This is a genomic window from Micromonospora sp. U56 (assembly GCF_018070095.1).
Taxonomy (GTDB): Bacteria; Actinomycetota; Actinomycetes; order Mycobacteriales; family Micromonosporaceae; genus Micromonospora; species Micromonospora purpureochromogenes.
The window spans coordinates 41821-66800 of sequence record NZ_JAGPYL010000021.1; the positions used below are offsets into that span (position 1 = coordinate 41821).

The window sequence follows — 24980 nt, forward strand, 5'->3', positions numbered from 1 at the left end:
AGCGAATATGTGGATGGGAAGAATTCGCTGCGACAATCGTGAAATCGTGCGGAGCGGCGCCGAAGTGAAGCAGGACACATCCGTCGGCGCTGCTTTTGTCGGCGGCGTCGACGCTGAACAGCGAAAGGGACCCGTCGCGCCGTTCGCCGCGCCGCCGGAACCCGTCCGGGCCTCCTTGACGGCGTATCCGCGATGCGATCTCATCAGGGCCGGCGCCGACGAATCATCAATCGGCCGGCGCCGTCCGGCGTCCCGTCATCGTGGTCGTGTCATTCACCCCTGGCCCGCGACCACGGTGGACGCCGCCCATTTCGCCCGCCCGATCGGTGGGCCCTTTCGAAAGGGAGTGCACAATGACGTCACTCGGTGTCAAGATGCTCGGTGCGGTCGTCGTCGCCGGTATCGCTCTCGCGGCCGGCGCGTCACCCGCCACGGCCTCCGCCGACAGCGACTTCGCACTGGAGAGCGCCGGGGTCAGCGCCTACGGCAGCTACGACATGATGATGAGCATCCCGGAGCAGCCGGTACCGCCGGTGGCGGTCAACGGGACGCTCGCGGTCAACGCTCCCGGGCGGTGCGGCGTGGTCCAGATCGCCACCAACGGGCCGGCCGACGAGCTCGTCTGGCGGACCTTTGCCGCGCTGTGCGCTCCTGGTAGGACGACCGCCCAGACCCGTGCCGAGTTGCTGTGGGGCGGTTTCAAGCCACGGCTCCGGCTGTGCGTCGGCACCACGGTGACCCGGGCGGAGCGTGGCCGGGTCTGCGACACGTACACCCCGCCGGTCGACTGACCCGGACCGCGCAGCAAGGGCCCGGGCCGCGCGACCAGCGTGGCCCGGGCACGTGCGCGCTGCCGGGCGGTGAAGCCGCCCAGCGGTGTGACCTGTCGACGGGGAATGAGGTGGCGCTTCCGTGGCTGGTTGCCTGACCACCGCCGGCCTTCCGCCAGGCTTACCCCGCCTTCGGCGTGGCCGTCCGGGCCAGGGCGACGACCCGCCCGCGCTCCGACTCCGCGAAGCGGTCGAGCATGGCCCGCACCTCGTCGGCGCTCACGTTGGCGCCGAACAACTCGCTGCCCGGTTCCAGTCGCACGCCCTCGGCGAGCGGGCCGGCGACGACCGGATCGAAACCGAGCCGGTCGACCAGGGACGCGACGACGTCGAGATCAGCGCGGTCGTCGCCGGCGATGGCGATGGCCTTGCGGCCGGGTGTGCCGCTCGGCCGCGCCCCGTCCTCGAGATCGTGGTACCCCATGTGGTTGAACGCCTTGACGACGCGGGAGCCGGACAGGAACGCCTGGACGGTCTCGCTCGACGAGGTGCGCGGGTCGGTGAGGTCGGCACGGATGCCGTCGATCTCCCACCAGTAGTTCATCGCGTCGACGACGAGCTTGCCGCGCAGCGCCTCGGCGGGGATGCTCCGGTACTTGCCCAGCGGGAGGGCGAGAATGACGATGTCGGCGCCGGCCACGGCGTCGACCGCGGTGGTGGCGACCGCTCCGGGCGTGAGCACCTCGATGGTGAGGGCGATCTTCTCCGGGTCGCCGGAGCCCGCGATCAGCACCCGGTAACCGGCGGCGAGAGCGAGTCGAGCGAGCACGGTGCCCACCTTGCCGGCACCGAGGATGCCGAGCGTCCGGGGCCCGCTCCGGGCGCTGTCGTTCATGTCGTCCTTCCGCTTTCCGATCGGGCGTCTGTGATCAACTGGCCAGGATGTCACGGACCATGGGGATCACCTTGGTGCCGTACAGCTCCACCGCGCGCATCCGGGCGCTGACCGGCTGCGCTCCGGCGGTGTAGATGAGGTCGAACCGGCCGACGCCGAGACTGCGGATCGCGCGAGCCACCCGGCGGGCGACGGTCTCCGGGGAGCCGATGTAGAGGGAACCGTGCTCCACCTCGGCGTCGAACTCCGCGCGGCGGATCGGCGGCCAACCGCGCAGCGCGCCGATCCGGTCCCGCATGACCCGGTAGTACGGCCAGTACAGCTCCTTCGCCTCCTCGTCGGTGTCGGCGATGAAGCCGGGCGAGTGCATCCCGACCGGGTGCGCCGTCGTGCCCAACTGCTCGGCGGCCCGGCGGTAGAGGTCGATGTAGGGCGCGAAGCGCTCGGGAGCGCCGCCGATGATGGCGAGCATCAGCGGTAGGCCGTATCGGGCGGTACGCACGACCGACTGCGGCGAGCCGCCGACGCCCACCCAGGTGTTGAGGCGTCCCGACTCGGTCTTCGGGAAGACGTCGGCGCGCTCGAGCGGGGCACGCTTGGTGCCGCTCCAGGTGACCGGCTTTTCGTCCAGCAGCTTCGCGAACAGCTCGATCTTCTCCTCGAAGAGCACGTCGTAGTCGCGCAGGTCGTAGCCGAACAGCGGGAAGGACTCGGTGAACGACCCGCGGCCGAGGATGACCTCGGCCCGGCCGTGCGACAGCGCGTCCACCGTGGCGAAGCGCTGGAACACCCGGACCGGGTCGTCCGAACTCAGCACGGTCACCCCGGAGGCCAGCCGGATCCGCGAGGTACGCGTGGCAATCCCGGCCAGCACGGTCTCGGGCGTGGACACCGAGTACTCCGGCCGGTGGTGCTCGCCTAGGGCGATGACGTCGACCCCCAGTTCGTCCGCCAGCACCGCCTCGTCGACGACCTGACGGATCGCCGCGGCGTAGGAGACGAGCTTGCCGGAGTCGTCCTCTGGCACGTCGCCGAAGGTGTCGAGGCCGAACTCGAGATCAGACATGGGTGGGCTCCTTCGCCAGCAGCTCCCGGACCCGCGGCGCGACCTCACTGCCCAGCAGTTCGATGGTGCGCGCGCGTGCCTCGCGGGGCAGGTGCATGATGTCGTACTTGAGGTCGAAGCGGCTCAGCCGCAGGTCACGGGCCATGGTGGCGATCTTCTGCGCGACCGTCTCGGGTGACCCGACGAAGAGCGCGCCGGTGTCGAGCTCGGCCTCGTAGCGTTTGCGGTCCGGCTTGTAGAAGCCGCGTTCCGCGGCGGTCTGGGCCACCACCGGCTGCCAGTACCGCCACCAGGTCTCCACGGCCTCCTCGTCGGTGTCCGCGACGAGGCCGAGCGAGTGCTGCCCGATCGGCTGCACCGGATGCCCGAACTGTTCGAGCGCCCGGAGGTAGAGGTCGACGTTGCCGGCGAACCGCTGCGGGCGCCCGCCGATGATGGCGTGCATGAGCGGAAGGCCGTAGCGAGCGGCGCGGATCACCGAGTTCGGGCTCCCGCCGACACCGATCCACGTCGGGATGCCACCCGCCGGCATCCGCGGATGCAGGCGCTGCTCGACCAGCGGGCTGCGTACGGTGCCCGACCAGGTGACCTTTTCGTCTCGCTGAAGCCGGACGAAGAGGTCGAGCTTCTCCTCGAACAAGCGCTCGTAGTCCGCCAGGTCGTAGCCGAACAGCGGAAACGACTCGGTCGCCGACGCCCGCCCGAGGACCAGCTGGGCCCGGCCGTTCGACACCGCGTCCAGGGTCGCGAACTCGTGGTAGAGCCGGACCGGGTCGTTGGTGCTGAGCACCGTCACCGAGGTCCCGAGGCGGATCCGATCGGTCGCCGTCGCGATCGCCGCGAGCAGCACCGGCGTCGCCGAGTCGTTGTGGCCCTCCCGGTAGTGCTCGCCCACGCTGAACACGTCGAGGCCGACCGACTCCGCGAGCCGTGCCTCGTCGACGAGCAGCCGCACCGTCTCGGCGTCGCTCAGGACCCGGCCGCCGTCGGTGGCGACCTCCCCGAACGAGTTGAGCCCCAGTTCAAGGCCTTGAGCTGTCATCGTCTCCTCCTCACGCTCGCTCCCTGGCGGCGATCTCGCCGCAGGAAGCCCTCGACGATTGACACGTCAACCATGCTAGCCTCAGGATTGACATGTCAACCAGGAGCGGAAGATGACGAAAGCCACACCTGACCGGCGGAAGGGACGCCAGCTCCCGAGCGCGGCGGAGCTGCGGGCCTGGCGCGACTACATCGAGACGGCGGAAGCGCTCAGGTCCCAGCTCGCGTCCCGCCTCCAGGCCGAGTCTTCCCTCTCCCCGGGCGACTACGCCGTGCTGCTCGCGCTCACCGAGGCGCAGGAACGGCAGCTGCGCTCCTCCGCACTCGCGGCCCACATCGGGTGGGAGCGCAGCCGGCTCTCCCACCACCTGGGGCGGATGGAGCGGCGCGGGCTCATCCGCCGCCAGGAGTGCGCAACCGATCGGGGTGGGGCGGAGGTCCTGCTGACGCCGGCCGGAGCCGACGCGTTCCGGCGCTCCACGGTTCCGCACCTGCGCGCCATTCGCGAACTCTTCGTCGACGCTCTCACGCCGGATCAACTCGTCGCGGCGGGCGAGATCGCCGCAGTGCTGCGCGCGCACCTCGACCCGCACCAGACTCCTCAGGCGCCGCGAAACGTCGGGTGAGCCCGGACTCTCGTGGCGCTGGCGGGACTGGGACCAGGGCATCCTGCGGCTGAGTCGGCGACCCGATCAGCTTCACGACCGCTGAGCGGCGGTTGATCCTCGATTCGGTGCTTGTGACGCATACGGGCTATGTGTCCGCCGGTGTTCCCTATGCTCCAGGTGACATTCCTACTCGATCCAGGACTCCGGCCGGTCCTGCGCCGCGTGCTGCCCACGCCACGGGACCGCTGGCCTCGCGCCGCCTCGGGCCGGCCCCCTGCCACGGCTTCGACCGCCGGTTCCGACAGAAATGCGTGAGACACGATGAAGGACGCGGACACCATAGTCCTGCCCCGGCTGGCGTCGACGGAGGTCGACGTCGAGGACCCCTGGGGCGAAGGCCACGACGTGGCGCCTCAGCCGGCGACCGACCCCGTCCGGTGGCGGGTCGCCGCCTGGCTGGTACCGGCACTGGTGACGGTCGCGCTCTGCCTCGTCCGGGCCGGCGCGCCCGCCCCGCCCACCGAGGACGCCCCGGCCTGGGGCATCGCCGGTTCAGCACTGATGCGCTGGTGGGCGGAGGTCCTCGGCACGCCGGGCCCGGGGGTCCGGGCGGTGTCGATGGTGGCCGTCACCGCCGCGGCGGCCCTCGTCGGGCTGTTGGCGGCCCGACTGTTCACGCCACGGGTCGGCCTGCTGGCCGGAGTGATCTTCGCGCTGCTGCCGACGTCGACGCGGTACGCGCAGGAGGTCCAGCCGTACGCGCTGACGGTGTTCGCCGCCGTGCTCGCCACGTTCCTGCTCGTGCTGGCCATCGACCGGCCGACGTTCGGCCGCTTCGCCGGCTACGGCGCCGCGGTGCTGCTGCTGGGCCTCTCCCACGGTCTCGCGCTGCTGTTGCTGGCCGGGCACGGCTGGACCGTGTTCGCCTTCCGGCGCGGCGTGGCCGGCCGTTGGTCGGCGGTGGCGCTCCTGGGTGCGCTACCCGCGGCCGCCGCGCTGGGACTGTTCGGCAGGCCACCGGGCGCGCCGATCGCGCGGGGATCAAAGCTCACCCCGGACGTGTTGGCCGCGACCCCCCGGGAACTGTTCGGCGTCACCGCCCTGGGGATCGTACTGCTCGGGTTGGCGCTGTTCAGCCTTCCGTTGCGGCGCTCCGCCGCCGTCTACACCGCGTGGGCGGTGGTACCGCCGCTGGGGTTGCTGCTCGTCGCGCAGGCGACGCCGATCTGGGGGCCGGAGGTGCTGCTCTTCACGCTTCCGGCGTGGGCGACGCTCGGCGCGGTCGCCCTGGCCCGGGTGCGTGCCCGGTGGTGGGCGGTCGCCCTGGTGGCGATCGCGGTGCTCGGTGCGCCGGCACAACTGGGCCGGCCGGCGCCGGAGGGACTCGAGCAGGTGACCGGCGACATCGCGAGGACCATTCAACTGTGGACCCGGCCCGTCGGCGGCGAGACGCCGCACGGGGCTCGCCCGGCCTCCGACGGTGAATGAGAACGGCCGGCGGAACAAGGCTCATGACCATTTGAGCAACATGCACCCTTTGAGCAGATTGCCCGAATAGCATCAGCTCCGGTCGAGTTCGTGTCGGGCAGAGTCCTTTGGGGGCAATGTGGGGATCGCCAGCGATACCCGGCTGTCTCACGTCGCGGGGGAGGTCACCTCGGGCGCTCCGGCCGCCACCTCGCCCCGGGCCTCGTCGGAGCAGCCCCCCGACCGTCGACAGCGCAACGTCAGAGCGCGTCGTGCCTACGCGTCGTGCGGCACGACGGCCGGGCCGTTGGTCGCGCCGCGGCACCCGGAGGCGGCGGTCGAGTTCCGCCACGCCGTCTCGCCGGCGTCACGGCTGATCCTCACCCTGTTCGTCCTCGTCAACAGCGCGGCCGGTGTGCTGTTCATCGGCTGGCTGTTGCTCCCGGCACACGTGCCGGGGCCGGGCGTGACCGGGATCGGGAGCTGGCAGACGATGGCGGCCCGGCTCGGCTTCTGCGTGGTCGTCGGCGTGGAGCTGATCCGCCTCGCGCAGAACGTGGTGATCTGGGTTTTTGCGTACCACGCCAAGGATCCGATCCCGGTCGATCCGCCGGTCGGCCTGCGGGTGGCCCTGCTCACCACGATCGTGCCCAGCAAGGAGCCGATCGACGTCGCCGAGCGGACCCTGCGGAGGATGACGCAGATCGTGTACTGCGGCCAGGTCGACGTCTGGATCCTCGACGAGGGAAACGACCCGGCGGTGAAGGAGATGGCCGCCCGGCTCGGGGTGCGGCACTTCAGCCGAAAGGGCCGTCCGGAGTACAACCAGCCGAGCGGCGAGTTCCGGGCCCGGACGAAGTCGGGCAACCACAACGCCTGGCGGGCGGAGTACGAGCACTGCTACGACGTGGTCGCCAACGTCGACCCGGACCACGTCCCGTTGCCGGGCTTCCTCGAACGGACCCTCGGCTACTTCCGCGATCCGGACGTCGCCTTCGTGGTGACGCCCCAGGTCTACGGCAACATGCACCAGAACTGGGTCGCGCACGGCGCGTCGGTGCAGCAGTACCTCTACAACGGGCTCATCGCGCGGGGCGGGAACGGGCTGGACGCGCCGCTGCTCACCGGCACCGGCCACCTCTACCGACCGGCGGCCTGGCGGAGCATCGGGGGCTACCAGGACTCGATCATCGAGGACCATCTGACCAGCATCCGGGTCCACGCCGCCGTCAACCGGCAGACCGGCAACCGGTGGAAGGGCGTCTACACCCCGGACGTGGTGGCCATCGGGGAAGGCCCGACGTCGTGGGCGGACTACTTCAACCAGCAGAAGCGGTGGGCGGCCGGCATCTGCGAGATTCTCATCCGCCCCGAGCTGCGCGCACCGCGCGAACTCCGTGGGCGGCGCCGCTGGCAGTACCGCCTGCTCCAGTTCTACTACCCGAGTGTCGCCGTCAGCCTGTTGCTGGGCAACCTCGCCACGGCCATGTACCTGCTCACCGGTGTGGGCGCGGCCCAACTCGACGTCACCGTGTGGTCGGTGCTGTGGGGCTCGAGCATGGGCACCTGGTTCCTGCTGTGGCTCTGGCTCCGCCGCTTCAACATCGCTCCCCACGAACGGGAGGAGATCGGCCTGGTCGGCATGGCGCTGGCGCTGTTCGCCGGTCCCATCTACGTGGCCGCCGGTGTCAGTGCGCTGCTTCGGCGGAAGCTCGGGTTCGTGGTGACGGCCAAGGGAAAGCTGCGCACCACCGAGTCGCTCGGCACCTTCCGGCTGCACTTCTGCTGGGCGGCTTTCGCCGCTGCCCTGCTCGGCGCGAGTTTCGTACTGAACACCAGCTTCACCATGCTCCACGTCTGGCCGATCCTGACCCTCCTGACAGGTCTCGGTCCGCCGCTGATCGCGCTCCTGTCGAACATCACGGCCCGCGGGAAGCAGCCCGACGACACGGCCGAGCAAGCCGCGCGCGCCGGCAATGAGGAGCGCCGACCGCCGAAGTCGCGGGTGGCGGCGAACGGGGGTTTGCCATGGCCAAGCTGACCGTCCCGCGGGTCATGATGGTGTTGATCGCCGCGCTGCTGCTGGCCTACGCCGTCGCCATGGCGTCAAAGACCACGGCCGAGGGCCGGAAGGAGGCGCCGTCCGACCGGGTTGCCGCGGCCGGACCAAGCGCCCTGGCGACGGCCGAACCAGGCTCGTCGCTCGGACCGGACCGGAAAATCTTCCCTCCGTCCGGTAAGACGTTCATCGGTGTCATGACACATGAGGGCCCGCACGACTTCACCGGGGTGAGCAGGTTCACGGCGGCCGCGAAGCGCCAGCCGCAGGTCATGCTCTTCGGCTCCGGATGGGCATCCGACGCATTCGACCGGACGCCCTTCGACCGGATCAAAGACCGCGGCATGCTGCCAATGCTGGGCTGGGAACCGTGGGACTACCGATTGGGCGAAGCGGCCATCAAGAAGGGGCTCCCGACCCGCGAGGTCGACAGGTTACGGAACGAGCAAACCCGGTACCGGTTGTCCCACATAGCGCGCGGGGACTTCGACAGCTACCTGCGGTCCTGGGCCGAAGGGATCAAGTCACTCGGCTACCCGGTCGCCATCCGGTTCGCCCATGAGATGAACGGCCACTGGTACCCGTGGTGCGAGATGGTCAACGGCAACCGACCGGGCGACTACGTCAAGGCGTGGCGCCACGTACATGATCTGTTCCGGGCCGCCGGGGTCACCAACGTCACGTGGGTGTGGAGCCCGAACAACATCTGGGACGATTCGCCCCCGAAACTCTCCACGTTCTACCCGGGCGATGCCTACGTCGACTGGGTGGGCATCTCCGGCTACTACACCACTGTGTTCACCTCGGACTACCGGCCCTTCGACGTGATCTTCGACAGGATCATCAAGGAGATTCGCGCCTTCAGCAGCAAACCGCTGGTCATCACCGAGACCGGTGCCTCCGACGCCTACGCGCGCAAGGCCGAGTGGATCACGCAGACATTCCGGCTGCTGCCCCGCTACAAGGACATCATCGGCGTCATCTGGTTCGAAGTGAACAAGGAGGTGGACTGGCGCATCGTCAGCTCACCGGCCGTGGCAAAAGCCTTCGCCAAGGGGGTCGCCGACCCTCGCTACCAGGTCACCTGGTCGCCAGACATGCTCCTGCGCACGAAACTCGAGGACTAGATGTTCCGTACTACCCTGCCTCGTCCCCGGGTTGACGACATGGCCGAGCGGTCGCTTGCGCCGACAGCGAGGAACGCCCCGCCGAGGTTGCGGGTGGCGGCTGAGGGGGTTCTGCAACGATGAGGTTGACCGTTCCGCGGGTCCTGATGGTGCTGATCGGCGCGCTGCTGCTGACCTATGCGTTCGCCATCGCACCGACCACCATGTCCGGGGCGGAGGACGACCCGTCCGGTCGGATTGCGAAGGCCGAGCCAGGTGCGGCGGCACCGAGCGCGCCGCCCCGACCGGCTGCGGAACTCTTCCCGCCGGCCGGCAAGGCGTTCATCGGTGTCATGACACATGAGGGCCCGCACGACTTCACCGCGGTGAACAGGTTCACGGCGGCCGCGAAGCGCGAGCCGCAGGTCTTGCTCTTCAGCTCGGGGTGGGCGTCCGACACATTCGACCGGGCGCTCTTCGACCGGATCCGTGACCGGGGCATGCTGCCGATGCTGGCCTGGGAACCGTGGGACTACCGCCTGGACCAGGCGGCCCGCAAGAAGGGCTTCAGCGCCCGCAAGATCGACAGGGTCCGCTCCGACCAACCCCACTACCGGTTGTCCCGCATCGCGCGGGGGAGCTTCGACACGTACCTGCGGTCCTGGGCGCAGGGCATCAAGTCACTCGATTACCCGGTGGCCATCCGGTTCGGCCACGAGATGAACGGCGACTGGTACCCGTGGTGCGAGACGGTCAACGGCAACCGGCCGGGCGACTTCGTGAAGGCCTGGCGTCACGTCCACGACGTGTTCGAAGCGGTCGGGGTCAAGAACGTCATCTGGACGTGGAGCCCGAACGTCAGGTGGGACGACTCCACCCCGAAACTCTCCACGCTCTACCCGGGCGACGACTACGTCGACTGGGTCGGACTCTCGGGGTACTACGGCACCGGGGCGCTCTCGACGTACCGGTCCTTCGACGCGATCTTCAACCAGACGATCAAGGAGATCCGCACCTTCACCGACAAGCCGTTGGTCATCACCGAGACCGCCGCCTCGGACGGCAATGGGCGCAAGGCCGAGTGGATCAAGCAGACCTTCCAGCTGCTGCCCCGCCACCGGGACATCATCGGCCTGATCTGGTTCGAGGCGAACAAGGAGGTGGACTGGAGGATCGCCAGTTCTCCGGCCGCCGCCAAGGCCTTCGCCCGGGCGGTCGCCGCCCCCCGGTACGACTTCGACTGGTCGCCGACCATGCTGCCGCGTACCCAGATCGAGGAGTAGGCGGCGCGCGGACCGGACGCTGCCCGCGGGACGCACCTGTCGGCGGGCCAGAAGTTGATCGGCCCCCTACAATCCTGTGGCACCTGTCACACCCGGCTCCGGGTCGTCTCCGCTGCCGGGCGCACCACTCGGCGCGCGGAGGGGAGCCTCGGGAGTGAGTCCACGTCACGGATCCGGTCCGCACGGCATGTGGCGGATCGGCCCGGTCCGCCTGCTGGCCGTGGTGGGCGTCGGCTACCTGATCATCGTGCTGACGCTGGCGGCGGTGAACATGGATCTGGGCCTCGGGGGGTCGCGGGCGGCGGACCGTCCCGTCCCGGCCGGCCCGGCGACCGGCCTTGATCCGGCCTTCCCGACGCCGGACCCGGCGACGGCCACCTCGGCCGGGGGCGGCGGGGAGGTGCGCGTCGGATCGGTGGCGACCCGACCCGCCGCGCCGTCGACGGCACCTCCGACCACGCGCCCGCCGGCCACCCGCCCACCCGCCGCTCCGGCGGCACCGCCGGTGGTGGTGCGGTCCTACGAGGCCGAGTCGGCGGAGAACGGCCTGGACAACATCAGGATCTACGACTGTCCCGGCTGCTCCGGCGGGAAGAAGGTGGGCAACATCGGGCGCGACATGGGAACGCTGCAGTTCAACGGCCTGACCGCCCGCACCGGCGGGTCGGCCACCGTGACCATCGCGTACGTCAACGGCGAGGCCCCCCGCGTGGGACGGATCAGCGTGAACGGCGCGGCCCCGATCACGCTGACCTTCCCGGGGACGGGCGGGTGGAGCAGCGTCGGCACCATGGTCGTGACGGTGCCGTTCCGACCCGGGCCCAACACGGTGAAGATGTTCAACCCGGACTCGCCGGCACCCGACTTCGACAAGATCACCGTCGCCGTCCGATAGTCCCGCCCCGCCCACCGGACGCCCCGACCCGGCCGAGCCGCTGGCCGGTGTGCTCAGACGCCCGAGGGGTAGCTCTCGGGCTCGGCGAGGCTGGCGGGCCGGATGTGCAGCGGCCGGACGGCCTGGGACTCGTCGACCCAGCAGAGGGCGTCGTAGCGGTCGCCGAGCACCGTGGCGACGTAGTTGCCCCAGCTCTCCTGTTCCGGGTGGTAGACCACCCCGACCGCCCGATGGTCGAGTTCGTCGGTGAGCAGGTCGGGACGGCCGTCCCGGGGAAAGACGAAGAGCGCCTCCGCCGGCGCGGTGGCGTGCAGCGCGTCCTCCAGCGAGTGTCGCCGGCCCGGCGGCATCGTCATCACCCGCATCGGCGCGCCCCAGGCGTCGCCGGCCACCACGGTCCCCCGATGGGTGGCGAAGCCGACCAGGACGACCTGGTCGACGCCGTGCCGCTCGCGGGCCAGCTGGCCGATGTTGACCTCGCCCGCCTCGACCATGTCGGTGGCCCGGGCGTTACCCACGTGGGTGTTGTGTGCCCAGACGACCGCCTTCGCGCCCGGTCCGTAGTGCGTGAGCAGCCGGTCGAGGGTGTCGTCCATGTGCCGGTCACGGACGTTCCACGACTCGCGGCCGCCCCGCACCATCGCCCGGTAGTAGCGCTCGGCGCCGGCGACCACCTCGGCGTTCTGCCACGCCCCGAACCGGCCCGCGCCGTCGGTGGCGGCCCGCTCGCGCAGCGCGGCGAGCAGATCGACGACCTCGTTCTCGCAGCTGTTCGGCACCAGCCGGGTCGCCAGCGCGTACTGCTGCGGGTCCTCGTCGTACGGCTGGAAACAGCGGTAGGCGGCAAGGGCCGCCGGCACCTGTTCCGGGTCGTGCTCGCGCAGGTAGACGAGGATCTCGTGCAGCGACTCCCACAGCGAGTACACGTCCAGGCCGTGGAAGCCGACCCGCGCCGTCGCGTCCAGCTGGGCGTTGTGGGTTCGCAGCCAGCGGGTGAAGTCGACGACCTCCTCGTTGGCCCACATCCAGGTCGGCCACCGCTCGAACGCCGCGAGGGCTGCGCGCGGATCAGCCGGCGCGTTGCTGCGGCACCGTACGCTGCGGTCGACCCGGTCACAGTCGGGCCAGTCGCCCTCCACGGCGACGAACGAGAAGCCCTTCTCCTCGATGAGCCGTCGCGTGATCGCGGCCCGCCAGGTGTAGAACTCGTGCGTGCCGTGGGTTGCCTCGCCCAGCATCACCACCCGGGCGGCACCGACGCGGTCCAGCAGCACGTCCAGGTCGCCCGGGTCGGTCAGCGGCGCCGCGAGCCCGGTCACCTCGTCGTCGTAGCGTCCCATCGCGCACTCCCGCCGCCTCGGATCCGGCCCGTGACGACCCGGCAGGCGCTCGGGCCGTATCGGCGGGCGCCCCGCAGGACCTGCGGTGCCGCGCCGCCGTCACGGACACGTCGACCCGTGCCTACCCGCACCGGCTGGGCGCATGCGTACCGGCTGCCGTCGTGCGCCGGCTGCCGTCGCCGGCGGGCGGGGACCTGTCGACCGCCCGGAGACGTGCGGGTGCGCCGGCCCGACCCCCAAAAGGCCCGGAATCAGGAGGAATGGTCAGGGGGCCGGCAGGGCACATGGACGGGGTGAGCAAGGCACACAACGAAGTGGGCATGTGGGTCGTCGACGACCTGGATCAGCTCGTCACCCTGGTGCAGAAAGCCGCGGACGAGTCGCTGTACGTGCGGTGGTCCCGGGGACCGCAGGCGGACCTGACCGACGAACGGCAGGCCAGCCAGTCCAGCCGGGACGCGCTGACCGGGACGGAGCTGCCGGGCCTGTCCGCCAACCCGCTCGCCGTGGAGTCGTGGTGGGGTGACCGTTCCCTGCGGCTGTGGATCGCCCGCCGGCTGTACGACTACTGCCACCTGCGGGACCTGCGTGGTCCCGGCGTACGTCCGTGGGTGCTGCTGGGCGAGCAGATCGGCCGGGGGCCCGACAACGAACCCCTGGTGATCTGCCAGCGGCCGCTGGCCTGGGTCAGCGAGGCGGCCCTCAGCCAGGCCCACCGGGCGGTGGAGGAGCAGGCGTCGCACGAGTGGGGTCCGCTGCACCGGGCGGACTGACCGGTGAGCGTCCCGCCGGTACCCGCCGGCGGCCCCCACGGGGTCAGAAGGCGCGCCGGTACAGCGAGCAACCCCGGCACACCTCGGGCGGCTCGCCGCCGAGGAGGCGGTGCCGGAACACGCGGTAGCGCTCGCCGTACCAGATCTGTGGGAAGCTCTGCTCGGTCAACCGTCCCAGGGACATCCGGTCGTCGCCCATCACCATGCAGCACGGCTGCACCACGCCGGTGCTGGTGATGTAGGCCGCCTCCCAGGGCCAGGAACAGCCCCGGCCCGAGGGTGGGCCGGCGTCGGCCGGGACGCCGGGGCGCGGCAGGCGCAGTCGCACCCCGTGCTCCCGCGCCGCCTCGCCCGCCTCGTGGAAGGCGGTCGCGGCGCGGTCCGCGTCCGTCCCGGTCCACAGTGCCTGATCCGCGGTGAACTGCCGGATGCCGTCGTACCCGCCAGCGGGGTCGGCATCGGAGAAGTTGTGCGAGAGGTTCTGCACGTGCAGCTCGTCCACCCCGATGCGGGCCAGCAGACGCACCAGGTCCGGCAGTTCGGTGACGTTGTCCCGCATCGCCACGAACACCACCCGGATCCACGGGGTGACGCTGCCCGCAGCCGCTTTGGCGTGCACCAGCCCGGCGAGGTTCGCCACCACGCGGGCGAAGTCGGCCCCCTCGCGGACCGCCTCGTAGACGCCCGGGCCGGCCCCGTCGAGGGAGACGTGCAGCCAGTCGACCCCGCTGTCCACCAACTCCTCCGCGCGGCCACGGGTGAGCAGGGTGGCGTTGGTGTTGAACCCGACGGTGATCCCGCGGGCGACCGCCGCCCGCACCATCTCCATCAGGTACGGCGACAGCAGCGGCTCGCCCAGACCCTGCAGCGTCAGCCGGTTCAGCGCGGGTAGCTCGGCCAGCAGGCGGTGGAACAGCTCCGGCCGCATGGCCCCGGCGAGCTTGTTGACCGGGGGCCGGTACCGGACCAGACACATGACGCACCGCAGGTTGCACGCCGAGGTGACCTCCAACTGGAGGTGCGGCGGCAACGGCGGAGCGTCGATGTCGGTCGACATGCCACCTGATGCCCGGACGCCACCCGATGAAACCCGGCCGCGCGTCGGGTCCCGGCGGTCCGACGGCCGGGCGGCGTCAGCCGGTCACTGTTCGTCGTCGATGACCTCGGTCCGGTCGTCGCGCGTGACGGTCACCGGAAGGTGCTCGTCGGGCTGGGGCGCCTGCGCCAAGGTGTGGTGGGGATCCCCGTCAGGGGAGTAGAGCACCCGGTCGGTCTTGCCGGTCTTCTCCCGGTCTTCCTCCGGCTCCGTCACGTCACCCTCCTGCTGCCGCTCGTGTCGCCCACGCTACGCGGCCGGCCCGCTGGTTGGTCCGGTTTCCGCCCGGTACGTGCCGGTCGGCGGGCCCGGCGGTGGGCCCGGCGGGGGAGCGGTTTCGTCGGTGCGGCTCGCTCAGCCCGGCAGCCGGGCCGGACGGCGCTGCTCGCCGGCCAGCAGGGCGTACGAGGCGAGCGCGCCGGCGAGGACCGCGTCCACGGAGATGACGAAGCCCCGGTCCATCCCGTCCGGGGCGAGGGCCGTGCCGGTCACCAGGGCGGTGACGGCCACCAGCACCATCGCCACCCGGACGAGCTGGTGGGGGTCGGGTCCGCTCCGGCCGGCGCGCCGGGACGGGCGTCCCGCCGCCATCAGCAGGGCGCCGACGGCTCCGGCGGCCCCGATCATCAGCGAGGGCACGGCGAGCCCGTCCACCCCCTGGCGCAGCATGCTGCCCCCGGACCAGGCGAGCAGCCCGAAGATCACCATCGCCAGGAGGTGCGGGAGGGCGCTCCGGCCCAGCCGACGCCTCCGGTTCACCGCCGGGTCGTTTCCGTCTGCCACGACAGTCCTCCGCTCGGCCAGAATGCCGTCGATGTCATCGTCGCACCACAGCGCCCGGATGGCAGCAGCCGATGAGCGCGGACACCCCGGCGTACCCGCCCGGTTCGCGCCACCGTTGCGGCCGGGCGGACCGGCGTGGGGTAGCGCCGGCGCGGTCGAACCCCGGCGGTGGCCGGTCCGGTGAAGGCCCGCCGGGCCGCGGACGTCGCGGCGGCTCAGCGCGCGGGGCTGGGCGCTCCGATGCCGGCCGCCGCCGCGAAACCGGCCAGCGCGATCTCGGCCGATTGCTCGAGGTCGGCGCGGGCGACGCCGGCCGCGGCGTGCACGGCGTGCCCCTCGGTGACCACCGCGACGAACCGGGCCAGCGCCGCCGGGTCCGCGTCCGGCGGCAGGTCGCCCTCGGCCACCGCGCGGGCGAGGCGGTCGGCGAGGGCGCGTTCCCCGGTCAGCCGGCTGGCGGCGAGGAACTCGGCGACCGGGGCGCTGCCGGTGCCACCGGCGGTGCCGCCCTGGATCGACAGGCACCCGGCCGGGCAGTCGGAGCGGGTCAGCGCGAGCACGTTGTCGCGCAGCAGGGTGGCCACCACCCCGTACGCGGTCGGCTGGGCGAGCGCGTCGCGCGCGTACGCCATGTCCCGCTCGGCGTACCGGGCCACGACCTTGCGGAAGAGTTCCTCCTTGCTGCCGTAGGCGGCGTAGAGGCTGGGCTTGTTGATGCCCGACGTCATGGCCGCCAGGACCAGCGCGCTGCGGCGCACCTCGTCCCGGTACAGGCCCTGGTAGTCGTGCAGCTGGATCCAGGACCGCCAGCCGGCGACCGCGTCGTCGACCGCCTGCGCGGCGTCGAGTCGTACCGGTGCGTCCGCGGCGTAGGCAGGCCTGTAGCCGACGGTGAAGCTCCGGCGTTCGCCCGCCCGGACGGTGAACGTGGCCGACGCCTCGCCGGTGCCGACGGACTGCGGTGTGTCGGCGCGCAGGATCAGGCGCGTCGCGCCGGCGGTGGCCACGACCTCGCCGCCCTGCCGGTCCAGGCGCGGGACCACCCGGCCGTACTCGAACCGGGGCCGGAACTGCGAGCGGAGCCGCACCTGGCCGGAGAGCCCTGCACCACCCGGGCCAGTACGCGCGGCGAGTGCCGGCCGACCCGGTGGCCGCGCGCGCCCGGCTCCAGGGCCAACCCGTCGGTCACCGCCACGGCGCCGGTCGCCGTGGTGAAGACGGTACGCAGCACCAGCGAATCGGTCACATACGCCCGTTCGCTGGTGAAGTCGCCCTCGGGGCGGAGCGACCAGTGCCCGGCGTCATGGTCGAGCAGGCGCCCGAACACCGCCGGGCCGTCGAAGCGCCCGGGGCACCACCAGTTCACCGAGCCGTCCCGGTCCACCAGCGCGGCACTCTGGCCGTCAGCGAGCAGCCCGTGGTCGGCGATCTCTGTGACGCTCACCCGGCCGCATTACCCGACCGGCAGGCAGGCAGTCCCGGTCGTCATCGTCGTCCCCGCTCGCCCGAGTGGGCCCGGCGGGCGCCGTCGGCCCCGTAGAATCCCGCTGTGCCGCGCATCGTCCAGTTGCTGGCCTCGCCGGTACACCGCTACGTGGGGCGGCCCGCCGACGGCCCGCTGCCCGCCCCGCCCGGCGAGCTGGTGACCGAGGTCCGGCTCCGGGCCGAGCTGGGCATCGTCGGCGACCGGTACTTCGGCCGGCCGGCGCACCGCGCGGCGAGCGTGACCGTGATCGCGCAGGAGTCGCTGCCGCCGGGCGTGGACCTGGTGCAGGTCCGGCGCAACATCCTGACCACCGGCATCGCGGTGGACGAGCTGGTCGGATCGGTGCTCGTCCTCGACTCGGGGGACGGCCCGGTCCGGCTGCGGGTCAACCGGCCGGCCAACCCGTGCGCCTGGATGGACGTCACGATCGGCCCCGGCGGGTGGCGGGCGCTGCGGCGCCGGGGCGGCGTGCGTTGCACGCCGCTGAACGACGGCACCCTGCGCGTCGGTCCGGTGGACGTCGCGGTCGAGCGCTAGCGACACCGCGACCGGGGCGAGCCAGGCGGCTCGCCCCGGTCGCGTCACCCGCTCACCCGCTCACCCGCTCACCCGCTCACCCGCGCGGCGCCGTCGCCCGGCCACCGGGCCGGGGCGGGTCCGCTCAGGACGGCACCCGGTGCGGTACCCAGCCGAGGAAGCGGTCGCACAGGTCGGCCGGGTTGGCCGCGAGGTCCTGGGTGGCCGAGGTCAGGCAGGTGGCGAGGTACACCCGCAGGTTGGTCGACTGCTGCCGGTACTCGTCGAGCAGGATCTGCCGGCGGCTGGGGCAGGGCCACTCGCGCCCGCAGTCGCGGCACCGCCACGACGGGCTCGCCGGCTCGTGTGGATCGGGCATCGGTCTCCGATCTCCGTACTGCTGTGAACGATTCTCGGACATTCGGGCCGCCAATCCCACCGCCGATGAGTCCCATTCCCAGTACGAGCGGCTGATGGCCGCTGACCGGCCTGGCTCGTTGCGGCCCGCCCGCGCCAGGCGCTGCGGGGCGGCCCGGACCGGCGGGCGGTCGCCACCTCCGGCGAGACGGTCGGCGCGGTCCGCCGGGCGCGCCGGGCGACGTCGGCGGCGTCCGGCCGGCCCCGGGCGTAGGCTGACCTGCGTGGATCACGAAGACCGGATCGCCCTGTTCCTCGACTACGAGAACCTCGCGCTGGGGGCGCGCGACCACCGCGGCGGCATGGCCTTCGACTTCCGCCCCATCGCCGACGCCCTAGCCGAGCGGGGCCGGGTGGTCGTGCGGCGGGCGTACGCGGACTGGTCGTACTTCGACGAGGACCGTCGGATGCTCACCCGGTCGCACGTCGAGCTGATCGAGATACCCCAGCGCATGGGCGCCTCCCGCAAGAACGCCGCCGACATCAAGATGGCGGTCGACGCGGTGGAGCTGGCCTTCGAGCGCGAGTACATCTCGACGTTCGTGATCTGCACCGGCGACAGCGACTTCACTCCGCTGGTCCACAAGCTCCGCGAGCTCAACAAGCGGGTGATCGGCGTCGGGGTGGAGAAGTCCACCTCCGCGCTGCTGCCGCCGGCCTGCGACGAGTTCCTCTACTACGACCGGCTGGAGGGGGTCGACATCCCGCCGACCCGGGCCCGGCGGGCCCGTCCGGCGCGGGTGCCCAGCCCCGAACCGCAGCAGGTGGAGCAGGAACGCCTCGAGCAGGAACCCGAGCCCCAGGCGGTTGTCGAGGAACCGGTCCGCGACGTGGACACCCTCGCGGGCCTGGTGGCCCAGACGGTGGCCGGACTCCAGGGCAGCTCCGGCGGCGAGGTGACCGCGTCGACGTTGAAGCGCACCCTGCTGCGCAAGGACCCGACCTTCACCGAGTCCGACTACGGGTTCCGCACCTTCGGCGAACTCCTGCGCCACCTCGCCAAGCAGAACGTCGTCGAGCTGGCGGAGGGCCCGGCCAAGGGCGACCCGGAGGTCTCCCTGCCCGAGCACGGCGACCGGGAAGAGGCGTTCGGGCTGCTGCGCGCCGTGGTCCAGGACCTGGCCGGCGCCGACGGCGCGGCGGCGCTGTCCGGCCTGAAGAACCAGCTCCGGCGGGCGCGGCCCGACTTCAGCGAGAAGAAGCTCGGCTACCGCAGCTTCCTCCAGTTCTGCAAGGCGGCCGCCACCAGCGGTGTGGTCCATCTGAAGTGGAACGCCGAGGCCGACGACTACCTGCTCACCCCGCAGGCTTCCTGACCCGGCCGCCCATCGGAGGCCAGCCGCACCGATCGTCCTCGTCGAGGCGGCCGGCACGCCGGGCCGCCGGCACCGACACCGCCGCGGGTCACCGGATCGAGGCATCCCGCCCCGATGGCCCAGCGCCAGGCCGGCGTATTGGACCTGAACAACGGGCCACTGACGGCCGTACCGTCCTCGGTGAGGGCGACCGGTGGTGCGTCCGCACCCGGTGGCGTCCTCACCGACCCGGCCCGACCGGCGGCCGCCCGGTCGCGCCCGACCGGCGACGGCCCCACCGACCCACGGAGCAGCCATGACGCACCTCGCCGACGCGACCGCGGCCGTCCCCGGGTTCCACCCCGCCACCGACGCCGAGGAAGTGACGCTCGGCTCGGGCAGCGTCGCCCGGTTCGTCGCCCCCGGCCGGCTCACCCAGGGCAGGTTCGGCCTGTTCGAGTGGCGGCTGCCGCCGCACACCGGCGGCACCGACACCCACCTGCACCGGACCTTCTCCGAGTCCTTCTACGTCACCGCCGGGACCATCCGGCTCTACGACGGCCGCCGGTGGGTGACGGGCCGACCGGGCGACTTCCTGCACGTGCCGGAGGGCCGGGCGCACGGCTACCGCAACGAGACCGCCGACCCCGCCGCGATGCTGGTCCTGTTCGCCCCCGGCGCGCCCCGCGAGGCGTACTTCCGGGAGCTCGCGGAGATCGGCGCGTCGGGACGGACCCTCAGCGACGACGAGTGGGTCGACCTGTGGGCCCGCCACGACCAGTACCGGGTGGACCCCGCCGACCGGGACTGAGGTCTCCACCGCGCCGTCTCACCACCTGCGTGGCGCCTCCCGCGCGTCCTCGCGGATGTGCTGCGCCTCCCCGACGCCCGTGTCGCGGACCGAGGCCACGCCCTGGGCCGCGGTGGACCTGACCTGCTCGGTCGCCTGTTGGACGGGTTCGCGCAGGTTGTCCTGCACGCCGTGCATCATGCCGCTGGCCTGCTGCTTGAACTGGTCCGAGTGTTCCATGGCCTGGTGCTTGGCGCGCTCGGCCAGCTCCCGCTCCTTGCGGCTGGGCGGCAGGAGCGACGAGGCGAGCGCGCCCACGCCGAAGGCGATGAGGCCCGCGGCGAGCGGATTGCCCTCGGCACGTTCCCGCGAGGCGTGGGTGAGGCCCCGCGCCCGATCGCCGGCGGTGGCGGCGCCCTGCTGCGCCGTACCGGTCAGGTGTTGCGTGGTGTCGGACAGCCGATGCGTGGTGGCCGAGGCCCGCTGCGTCACGCCGGACGCCTGCTGGCTGGCCACGTCCCGCGCGTGCCTGGCGTTGCCCATGATCGCGTCGACCATACGGCTGAGCCGGCCACGGGCCCGGTTCACCGGCGCGGCCGCGATCCGACGCGGGTTGACCCGGTCGGTCAACGCGTCGACGTCACTGCTCAACTCCGCTCTGGCTGCCTCGATGTCGTACCGGATCCGGTCCGGATCGGTGGACATGACGTCTCCCTTCGGTTTCAGCGGCCTCTGACCGCGTCCGGAATCTCCTGCGCGGTCTGCTTGGTACGCGGTACGGCTTTCACCGTGCGTAGCTGCTTGCGCGCCCGGGAGGCGAGCACGGCGCCGATCACCGCCCAGATGATGGCGACGATCAACGCGGCCCAGCCCTGGTCCATGACGTTGGACAGCGCCCACCACAGGGCGTGGGACAGGAACACCAGAGTCAGCAGCGCCGCGATCGCCGCGGCGGCGAACAGGCCTGCCACCATGCCGAGGCTGCGTACCTCCTCCCGCACCTCGGCCTTGGCGAGCTCCACCTCCTTGCGCAGGAGGTAGGAGAAGTTGCGGGTGGCGTCGGCGAGCAGCTCACCGATGGAGGCCTGGGTCTTGCCCGAACCCCCGCCCGGGCCCATGGGCGATGCGCTCATGGGCCCACCTCATGGCCCATCGGACCATGGCGGACCGGCGCGGTCATCCCCGGACTCGCCGGCACGTTCAACGGCGTCTGGGCCGCCGCCGGCGGGCCCTCGCCGGCGAACCTGCCGCCCTCACCGCCACCGCCCTGGCCGTCCTGGCCGCCGGTGAGGGCGCGCCCCAACCGTCCGGCGAGCAGCCCAGCGATCGCGGCTCCGGCGAGGAAGGCCCCGGGGTGCCGGCTGGCGTAGTCGCGTACCTCGCGCACCAGGGCGCCGGGTTCGCGCTCGTCCAGCCAACCCGCGGCCTGCTGTGCGGCGTCCGCGCCCCTGCGGACGACGTCGACGGCCATGCCGCTCTGGTCGGCGCCCTCGGCCATGGACCGCAGTTGCGTACCCAGCGTGCGCAGGCTGTCGGCGGCCCGCCGCTGCTGCTCCTCGGCCTGCGTCCGGGCCTGCGCGGAGGCCTCGCCGAGCAGGTTGCGGGCCTGCTGGCGGCCCTCCGAGGCGACCTGCCGGCCCTGTTCCATCGCCTGCCGGGCGGTGTGTCCGCCGGCCTGCGCCGTCTCCTGGCCCATGCGGCCGGCCTCCTGCCGGATTTGTCCGACCTTGCCGCCGCGCGATCCGTCACCGGATACAGGAGGTGATTCCCGACCCGTCGTCATGCGATCTCCCTTCGTCGGGGCCCGCCCTTCGGGCAGGAACGGGAACGCCGGTTACCCGTGGCCGCCCGGTGTATACCTCCACCCGGCCGCCGGCCGCCGGCCGCCGGCCGTGCCGGTCCGGGACGGCCGTCCGCGCCGACCTGGCACCCGCCAACCGAACGGGTGTAGGTGCCGATTTCGCCGCCGACGCCCCCACGGATTTGGACAATGGACGCATGAGAATGACGATGTTGCAGAAGAGGCGGGCGGCGCGGATGCACCGCCGGAACTGGTGGCCGCTGGCGGCGGTCGTCCTCACCGCCGGGGCGGCCGGTGCCGCGGCGCTGCGGCGGCGCAAGGGCGCCGGTGGCGACTGGGTGGGCTCCGGCGGCGAAGCCACCACCCCGTCCCCGGAGGTCATGACCCCCGCCGGCGGCCGCATGGACAACCCGTTGTCGCCCAAGCGCTGACTTCGGGCGGCCAGCCGTCCGACGGCGTCCCCCCGGCTCAGCGGTGTCGCCGCCGGCGCAGCGCGTACAGCGCCGCGCTGGCGGCGAAGAGCGCCCCGCTGACCGCCAGCCAGCGGGTCAGCAGCGGCCGGGGGGTCAGGCCGGTCGCCGCGGTGTACGTGCCGTCGCCGAGGCCGAGGACGCCGGGCAGGTAGATGAGCAGGAGCAGTCCGGCGGCGAGCGCGGGCACCCGGACGTGGTTCACCGCCGACGGGCCGCCCCGACGGCCCGCTCCGGCCCACAGCGCCCGATCGGCCAGCGCGTAGACCGGGAACAGCAGCAGGTCGTGGGCGATCACCGCGCCGAGGAACCAGAGCAGCATCCGCACCGCGGACCCCTCCCCGGCCAGCCGCAGCGCGATCCAGCCGGTCACCGCGAAGCAGCCGAGCAGGAGCAGCAGGTGCCAGGGCGCGGCGCCGTAGGCCCGCCGGAACCTAGCCATCGGCGCGCCCCTCGAAGGCGATCTCCCGGACCCACTTGGTGCAGTGCACGCCCGGCAGCGCCGGCACGATGATCCGCGCCGGATAGCCGTGGTCGGCGGAGAGGTCCACCCCGTTCACCCGCAGGGCGAGCAGCGAGTCGGGGTCGCGGACCTGGTTGGCCTGCAACCGGGCCTGGCGGAACAGGCCGGCCCGCTCCAGCGACCGGACCGACGCCGTGGCCGCCTCCGGCGCGCCGACCAGCGCGGCGAGGTCGCGCAGCCGCACCCCGGTCCAGGTCTGCGCCGTGGACCAGCCCTCCACGCAGGCGATCGGCAGGTCCGCCGTGTGCTGCGCCATCGCGAGCAGGCGGTCCCGGTCCAGCTCGACGCTGCGCCCGCCGCCGCGCACGGTCAGTCGCCAGCCGGCGCCGGTGTCGGCGGGCTGGATGCCGGCCGCCGCGGCGCTGCGGTTGACCGGGAAGCCGTTCGGCCCGTCGCCGGGCTGCCGACCCCGGGGCAGCAGCAGCGCGGTGCGGCGCAGCACCCCGTCCAGGCTCTGCCCGACGGTCAGCGCTGCCAGCAGCAGCGCGCCGCCGCCGGCCAGGGCCAGCACCCCGCGCCGGCTCATCGTCGCCGGGCCGGGCCGCCGGGACACCAGGCCGTCCGGATCCGCCGGCTCCGGCCCGGTCCGCTCCACCGGGGTACGCGCGAAGCCCGGCCCGCGTAGCGCCGTGACCATCCGGGGCAGCTTGATCGCCACGTGGGTGACCAGGGCGGCGGTGAAGACCCAGGCGCCGTACCAGTGCGCGGTGTAGAAGTCGAACCCGAACAGGTACGCGTACTGGATGTTGAGCAGGCCGGTGGCCGTCTCGAAGAGGATCCCGCCGACCAGCAGCAGCAGCGACAGCCGTTCCAGCACCTGGGCCATCGAACGGGCCGGCGGCCAGTCGAAGAGCTTCGGCACCACCGACCAGAGCTTGCCCAGCACCACCGGGACCAGCACGATGCCGAGCGTCACGTGCAGGCCCTGGGTGAGCCGGAACAACCAGGCCGGCCGGGTGGGCCAGTCGAAGACGGGCGGATGCAGCCAGCTCACGTCGCGGGGGAACGCCTGGCCGAGCCGGGGGCCGTAGGCGATCCAGTCCAGCAGCCCGGTGACGATCACCAGCGGCAGGGCGGCGAGCAGGACCGCCCCGAACACCGAGGTCAACCACGGGCCGCGTACCGGGCTGCGCCAGGCGTCGGCGGTGGCGTCGACGCCGGGCGGACGGTGCCGGTCCAGCGCCCGCCACAGCCGCGCCGGGTAGGCGTACCCGTGGGTGTCGGTGGCGCCGGCGGACGTCCCGGCGGCTCGCGGCCCGGACCGGTCGGTCGCCCGGCCCGGCCCGGCGCGTCCGGGCGTCCGGTCGCCGGGCGGTGGCGGCGGGTCGGCGGGCACGGGACCTCCTGCGGCGGGACTGCTCGGGCGCGGTGGCCCTCGTGCTGGACGCTAGACGGCGACCCCGCCCGGCGGCCCGCTTTGCCGCATTACCGAAGGCTTACCGCCGGTTCCTTACGGAGTGCTGACGTCCGGCCCGAACCGGCCCGCCGGGCCGCCGCCCTGACCTAGCGTGACGGGAATGCGGGTACTGGTCACCGGCGCGGCCGGGTTCATCGGATCGCAGGTCGCGGACCTGCTCGTCGCCGAGGGGCACCAGGTCGTGTGCCTGGACGCGTTGCTGCCGCAGGCGCACGGCGGCGCGCTTCCGGAGTGGTCGCGCCGGCACGACCCGGTGATCGGCGACGTGCGGGACCCGGGGCTGCTCGACGACCTGCTGGCCGGGGTGGACGCGGTGTGCCACCAGGCGGCGATGGTCGGGCACGGGCTGGACCCGTCCGACGCCCCCGACTACGCCAGCCACAACGACTACGGCACGGCGGTGCTGCTCGCCGCGATGCACCGGGCCGGCGTGTCCCGGCTGGTGCTGGCCAGCTCCATGGTGGTCTACGGCGAGGGGCGCTACGGTTGCGCCCGGCACGGCGTCGTCCGGCCCGCCCCGCGCCGCGCCGCCGACCTGGCCGCCGGCCGGTACGACCCCACCTGCCCCGACTGCGGCGGCGCCCTCGCCGCCCTGCTGGTACCCGAGGACGCCCCGCTGGAGCCGCGCAGCACGTACGCGGCCAGCAAGCTGGCGCAGGAGCACCTCGCCGCCGCCTGGGCCCGGCAGACCGGGGGCGGGGTGTGGGCGCTGCGCTACCACAACGTCTACGGTCCCCGGATGCCCCGCGACACCCCGTACGCCGGGGTCGCCTCGATCTTCCGCTCGGCGCTGGCGGACGGCCGGCCGCCCCGGGTGAACGAGGCCGGCCGGCAGCGCCGCGACTTCGTGCACGTCACCGACGTGGCGCGGGCGAACCTGCTGGCGCTGACCGCACCCGCCCCGGACGGCCTGGTGCCGCTCAACGTCTGCTCCGGCGAGCCGCACACCGTCGGCGACCTCGCCGCCGCGCTGGCCGCCGCGATGGACGGGCCGGCCCCGGTGGTGGTCGGCGGCGCCCGCGCCGCCGACGTACGGCACGTGGTCGCCGACCCGGCCCGCGCGCGCGAGCTGCTCGGCTACAC

General features: G+C 72.7%; 28 protein-coding genes. 13 read left to right on the plus strand and 15 right to left on the minus strand.

Annotation, left to right across the window (positions count from 1 at the left end; translation table 11 throughout):
* The first annotated feature begins 353 nt into the window (after nt 1-353).
* Nucleotides 354-791: a hypothetical protein gene (locus tag KBX37_RS10620; RefSeq protein WP_210775724.1), complete on the plus strand. Its 438-nt coding sequence runs from the start codon at nt 354-356 to the stop codon at nt 789-791.
* A gap of 160 nt (nt 792-951) precedes the next feature.
* Here KBX37_RS10620 and KBX37_RS10625 read toward each other — a convergent pair whose 3' ends face one another.
* The 3 genes from KBX37_RS10625 to KBX37_RS10635 are packed head-to-tail and all read right to left on the minus strand — an operon-like array spanning nt 952 to nt 3773.
* Nucleotides 952-1665 carry an NADPH-dependent F420 reductase gene (locus KBX37_RS10625; protein WP_210775725.1) on the minus strand — a complete coding sequence of 238 codons (714 nt, stop codon included), beginning with the start codon at nt 1663-1665 and terminating at the stop codon, nt 952-954.
* A 34-nt stretch (nt 1666-1699) separates the two neighbouring features.
* Entirely contained in the window at nt 1700-2731 is a 1032-nt protein-coding gene (locus KBX37_RS10630) for an LLM class flavin-dependent oxidoreductase (RefSeq protein WP_210775726.1), read from the minus strand.
* Nucleotides 2724-3773 carry an LLM class flavin-dependent oxidoreductase gene (locus KBX37_RS10635; RefSeq protein ID WP_210775727.1) on the minus strand — a complete coding sequence of 350 codons (1050 nt, stop codon included), beginning with the start codon at nt 3771-3773 and terminating at the stop codon, nt 2724-2726. The genes KBX37_RS10630 and KBX37_RS10635 overlap by 8 nt, the downstream gene beginning before the upstream one ends.
* A gap of 112 nt (nt 3774-3885) precedes the next feature.
* Between KBX37_RS10635 and KBX37_RS10640 the strand changes: the two genes are divergently transcribed.
* The 6 genes from KBX37_RS10640 to KBX37_RS10665 all read left to right on the plus strand — a co-directional run bounded on the left by KBX37_RS10640 (nt 3886) and on the right by KBX37_RS10665 (nt 11190).
* The gene (locus tag KBX37_RS10640; protein WP_210775728.1) at nt 3886-4398 is read left to right on the plus strand and encodes a MarR family winged helix-turn-helix transcriptional regulator; all 513 of its coding nucleotides are present in this window, start codon (nt 3886-3888) and stop codon (nt 4396-4398) included.
* 303 nt (nt 4399-4701) lie between these two features.
* Nucleotides 4702-5868 carry a glycosyltransferase family 39 protein gene (locus tag KBX37_RS10645; RefSeq protein WP_210775729.1) on the plus strand — a complete coding sequence of 389 codons (1167 nt, stop codon included), beginning with the start codon at nt 4702-4704 and terminating at the stop codon, nt 5866-5868.
* A gap of 286 nt (nt 5869-6154) precedes the next feature.
* A complete protein-coding gene (locus KBX37_RS10650; protein ID WP_247657548.1) occupies nt 6155-7888 on the plus strand; it encodes a glycosyltransferase family 2 protein in 1734 nt (577 codons plus the stop codon).
* Nucleotides 7876-9033: a glycoside hydrolase family 26 protein gene (locus tag KBX37_RS10655; RefSeq protein WP_210775731.1), complete on the plus strand. Its 1158-nt coding sequence runs from the start codon at nt 7876-7878 to the stop codon at nt 9031-9033. Before KBX37_RS10650 ends, KBX37_RS10655 begins: the two co-directional genes overlap by 13 nt.
* A gap of 119 nt (nt 9034-9152) precedes the next feature.
* Entirely contained in the window at nt 9153-10295 is a 1143-nt protein-coding gene (locus KBX37_RS10660; protein ID WP_210775732.1) for a glycoside hydrolase family 26 protein, read from the plus strand.
* 154 nt (nt 10296-10449) lie between these two features.
* Entirely contained in the window at nt 10450-11190 is a 741-nt protein-coding gene (locus KBX37_RS10665) for a hypothetical protein (RefSeq protein ID WP_210775733.1), read from the plus strand.
* A gap of 53 nt (nt 11191-11243) precedes the next feature.
* Here the strand turns inward: KBX37_RS10665 and KBX37_RS10670 are convergent, their stop codons facing one another.
* Nucleotides 11244-12530 (minus strand): erythromycin esterase family protein, encoded by a 1287-nt coding sequence (locus KBX37_RS10670; RefSeq protein ID WP_210775734.1) that lies wholly within the window; start codon nt 12528-12530, stop codon nt 11244-11246.
* 320 nt (nt 12531-12850) lie between these two features.
* Between KBX37_RS10670 and KBX37_RS10675 the strand changes: the two genes are divergently transcribed.
* On the plus strand, nt 12851-13303 hold the full coding sequence (locus tag KBX37_RS10675) for a DUF6098 family protein (protein ID WP_210775735.1): 453 nt from the start codon (nt 12851-12853) through the stop codon (nt 13301-13303).
* A 43-nt stretch (nt 13304-13346) separates the two neighbouring features.
* Here the strand turns inward: KBX37_RS10675 and KBX37_RS10680 are convergent, their stop codons facing one another.
* The 5 genes from KBX37_RS10680 to KBX37_RS10700 form a co-directional block, all read right to left on the minus strand.
* Nucleotides 13347-14360: a radical SAM protein gene (locus KBX37_RS10680; RefSeq protein WP_210775736.1), complete on the minus strand. Its 1014-nt coding sequence runs from the start codon at nt 14358-14360 to the stop codon at nt 13347-13349.
* Between the two features lie 84 nt (nt 14361-14444).
* Nucleotides 14445-14615, minus strand: coding sequence for a hypothetical protein (locus KBX37_RS10685; protein WP_210775737.1), 171 nt, complete (start codon nt 14613-14615; stop codon nt 14445-14447).
* A gap of 138 nt (nt 14616-14753) precedes the next feature.
* Nucleotides 14754-15182, minus strand: a complete 429-nt coding sequence (locus KBX37_RS10690; RefSeq protein WP_210775738.1) for a hypothetical protein — start codon at nt 15180-15182, stop codon at nt 14754-14756.
* Between the two features lie 215 nt (nt 15183-15397).
* Nucleotides 15398-16225, minus strand: coding sequence for a TetR/AcrR family transcriptional regulator (locus KBX37_RS34390; protein WP_247657549.1), 828 nt, complete (start codon nt 16223-16225; stop codon nt 15398-15400).
* Nucleotides 16162-16626 carry a trehalase-like domain-containing protein gene (locus tag KBX37_RS10700; RefSeq protein WP_210775739.1) on the minus strand — a complete coding sequence of 155 codons (465 nt, stop codon included), beginning with the start codon at nt 16624-16626 and terminating at the stop codon, nt 16162-16164. The genes KBX37_RS34390 and KBX37_RS10700 overlap by 64 nt, the downstream gene beginning before the upstream one ends.
* 105 nt (nt 16627-16731) lie before the next feature.
* On the opposite strand from KBX37_RS10700, the gene KBX37_RS10705 reads away from it, so the two are divergent.
* Nucleotides 16732-17205, plus strand: a complete 474-nt coding sequence (locus KBX37_RS10705) for a molybdenum cofactor biosysynthesis protein (protein WP_210775740.1) — start codon at nt 16732-16734, stop codon at nt 17203-17205.
* A 124-nt stretch (nt 17206-17329) separates the two neighbouring features.
* On the opposite strand, the gene KBX37_RS10710 is transcribed toward KBX37_RS10705, so the two are convergent.
* Nucleotides 17330-17563, minus strand: a complete 234-nt coding sequence (locus KBX37_RS10710; RefSeq protein WP_247657550.1) for a hypothetical protein — start codon at nt 17561-17563, stop codon at nt 17330-17332.
* A 262-nt stretch (nt 17564-17825) separates the two neighbouring features.
* Here KBX37_RS10710 and KBX37_RS10715 point away from each other — a divergent pair, with 262 nt between their 5' ends.
* Nucleotides 17826-18917 (plus strand): NYN domain-containing protein, encoded by a 1092-nt coding sequence (locus KBX37_RS10715; protein ID WP_210775742.1) that lies wholly within the window; start codon nt 17826-17828, stop codon nt 18915-18917.
* A gap of 295 nt (nt 18918-19212) precedes the next feature.
* Nucleotides 19213-19707 (plus strand): cupin domain-containing protein, encoded by a 495-nt coding sequence (locus tag KBX37_RS10720; protein WP_210775743.1) that lies wholly within the window; start codon nt 19213-19215, stop codon nt 19705-19707.
* An 18-nt stretch (nt 19708-19725) separates the two neighbouring features.
* On the opposite strand, the gene KBX37_RS10725 is transcribed toward KBX37_RS10720, so the two are convergent.
* Genes KBX37_RS10725 through KBX37_RS10735 form a run of 3 tightly spaced genes read right to left on the minus strand, consistent with a single transcriptional unit; the run spans nt 19726 to nt 21382 of the window.
* The gene (locus KBX37_RS10725; protein ID WP_210775744.1) at nt 19726-20391 is read right to left on the minus strand and encodes a DUF3618 domain-containing protein; all 666 of its coding nucleotides are present in this window, start codon (nt 20389-20391) and stop codon (nt 19726-19728) included.
* A 17-nt stretch (nt 20392-20408) separates the two neighbouring features.
* Nucleotides 20409-20819, minus strand: a complete 411-nt coding sequence (locus KBX37_RS10730) for a phage holin family protein (protein WP_210775745.1) — start codon at nt 20817-20819, stop codon at nt 20409-20411.
* Complete coding sequence (locus KBX37_RS10735) at nt 20816-21382, minus strand: hypothetical protein (RefSeq protein WP_210775746.1); 567 nt, start codon at nt 21380-21382, stop codon at nt 20816-20818. The genes KBX37_RS10730 and KBX37_RS10735 overlap by 4 nt, the downstream gene beginning before the upstream one ends.
* A 302-nt stretch (nt 21383-21684) precedes the next feature.
* Between KBX37_RS10735 and KBX37_RS10740 the strand changes: the two genes are divergently transcribed.
* Nucleotides 21685-21918, plus strand: a complete 234-nt coding sequence (locus KBX37_RS10740) for a hypothetical protein (protein WP_210775747.1) — start codon at nt 21685-21687, stop codon at nt 21916-21918.
* A gap of 37 nt (nt 21919-21955) precedes the next feature.
* Here the strand turns inward: KBX37_RS10740 and KBX37_RS10745 are convergent, their stop codons facing one another.
* Both KBX37_RS10745 and KBX37_RS10750 read right to left on the minus strand, forming a co-directional pair.
* Complete coding sequence (locus KBX37_RS10745; protein WP_210775748.1) at nt 21956-22399, minus strand: hypothetical protein; 444 nt, start codon at nt 22397-22399, stop codon at nt 21956-21958.
* The gene (locus tag KBX37_RS10750) at nt 22392-23672 is read right to left on the minus strand and encodes a molybdopterin-dependent oxidoreductase (protein ID WP_247657566.1); all 1281 of its coding nucleotides are present in this window, start codon (nt 23670-23672) and stop codon (nt 22392-22394) included. Before KBX37_RS10750 ends, KBX37_RS10745 begins: the two co-directional genes overlap by 8 nt.
* Nucleotides 23673-23997: 325 nt before the next feature.
* Between KBX37_RS10750 and KBX37_RS10755 the strand changes: the two genes are divergently transcribed.
* Nucleotides 23998-24980 (plus strand): NAD(P)-dependent oxidoreductase (locus KBX37_RS10755; protein ID WP_210775750.1); only part of this gene is annotated, 983 nt, incomplete at its 3' end.

Excerpts from the sequence above, each read along its gene's own strand:
- KBX37_RS10620 (WP_210775724.1), top strand. The coding sequence starts at position 354 with ATGACGTCACTCGGTGTCAAGATGCTCGGTGCGGTCGTCGTCGCCGGT.
- KBX37_RS10625 (WP_210775725.1), bottom strand. The coding sequence starts at position 1,665 with ATGAACGACAGCGCCCGGAGCGGGCCCCGGACGCTCGGCATCCTCGGT.
- KBX37_RS10630 (WP_210775726.1), bottom strand. The coding sequence starts at position 2,731 with ATGTCTGATCTCGAGTTCGGCCTCGACACCTTCGGCGACGTGCCAGAG.
- KBX37_RS10635 (WP_210775727.1), bottom strand. The coding sequence starts at position 3,773 with ATGACAGCTCAAGGCCTTGAACTGGGGCTCAACTCGTTCGGGGAGGTC.
- KBX37_RS10640 (WP_210775728.1), top strand. The coding sequence starts at position 3,886 with ATGACGAAAGCCACACCTGACCGGCGGAAGGGACGCCAGCTCCCGAGC.
- KBX37_RS10645 (WP_210775729.1), top strand. The coding sequence starts at position 4,702 with ATGAAGGACGCGGACACCATAGTCCTGCCCCGGCTGGCGTCGACGGAG.
- KBX37_RS10655 (WP_210775731.1), top strand. The coding sequence starts at position 7,876 with ATGGCCAAGCTGACCGTCCCGCGGGTCATGATGGTGTTGATCGCCGCG.
- KBX37_RS10660 (WP_210775732.1), top strand. The coding sequence starts at position 9,153 with ATGAGGTTGACCGTTCCGCGGGTCCTGATGGTGCTGATCGGCGCGCTG.
- KBX37_RS10670 (WP_210775734.1), bottom strand. The coding sequence starts at position 12,530 with ATGGGACGCTACGACGACGAGGTGACCGGGCTCGCGGCGCCGCTGACC.
- KBX37_RS10675 (WP_210775735.1), top strand. The coding sequence starts at position 12,851 with ATGTGGGTCGTCGACGACCTGGATCAGCTCGTCACCCTGGTGCAGAAA.
- KBX37_RS10680 (WP_210775736.1), bottom strand. The coding sequence starts at position 14,360 with ATGTCGACCGACATCGACGCTCCGCCGTTGCCGCCGCACCTCCAGTTG.
- KBX37_RS10710 (WP_247657550.1), bottom strand. The coding sequence starts at position 17,563 with ATGCCCGATCCACACGAGCCGGCGAGCCCGTCGTGGCGGTGCCGCGAC.
- KBX37_RS10720 (WP_210775743.1), top strand. The coding sequence starts at position 19,213 with ATGACGCACCTCGCCGACGCGACCGCGGCCGTCCCCGGGTTCCACCCC.
- KBX37_RS10725 (WP_210775744.1), bottom strand. The coding sequence starts at position 20,391 with ATGTCCACCGATCCGGACCGGATCCGGTACGACATCGAGGCAGCCAGA.
- KBX37_RS10730 (WP_210775745.1), bottom strand. The coding sequence starts at position 20,819 with ATGAGCGCATCGCCCATGGGCCCGGGCGGGGGTTCGGGCAAGACCCAG.
- KBX37_RS10735 (WP_210775746.1), bottom strand. The coding sequence starts at position 21,382 with ATGGGCCAGGAGACGGCGCAGGCCGGCGGACACACCGCCCGGCAGGCG.
- KBX37_RS10740 (WP_210775747.1), top strand. The coding sequence starts at position 21,685 with ATGAGAATGACGATGTTGCAGAAGAGGCGGGCGGCGCGGATGCACCGC.
- KBX37_RS10745 (WP_210775748.1), bottom strand. The coding sequence starts at position 22,399 with ATGGCTAGGTTCCGGCGGGCCTACGGCGCCGCGCCCTGGCACCTGCTG.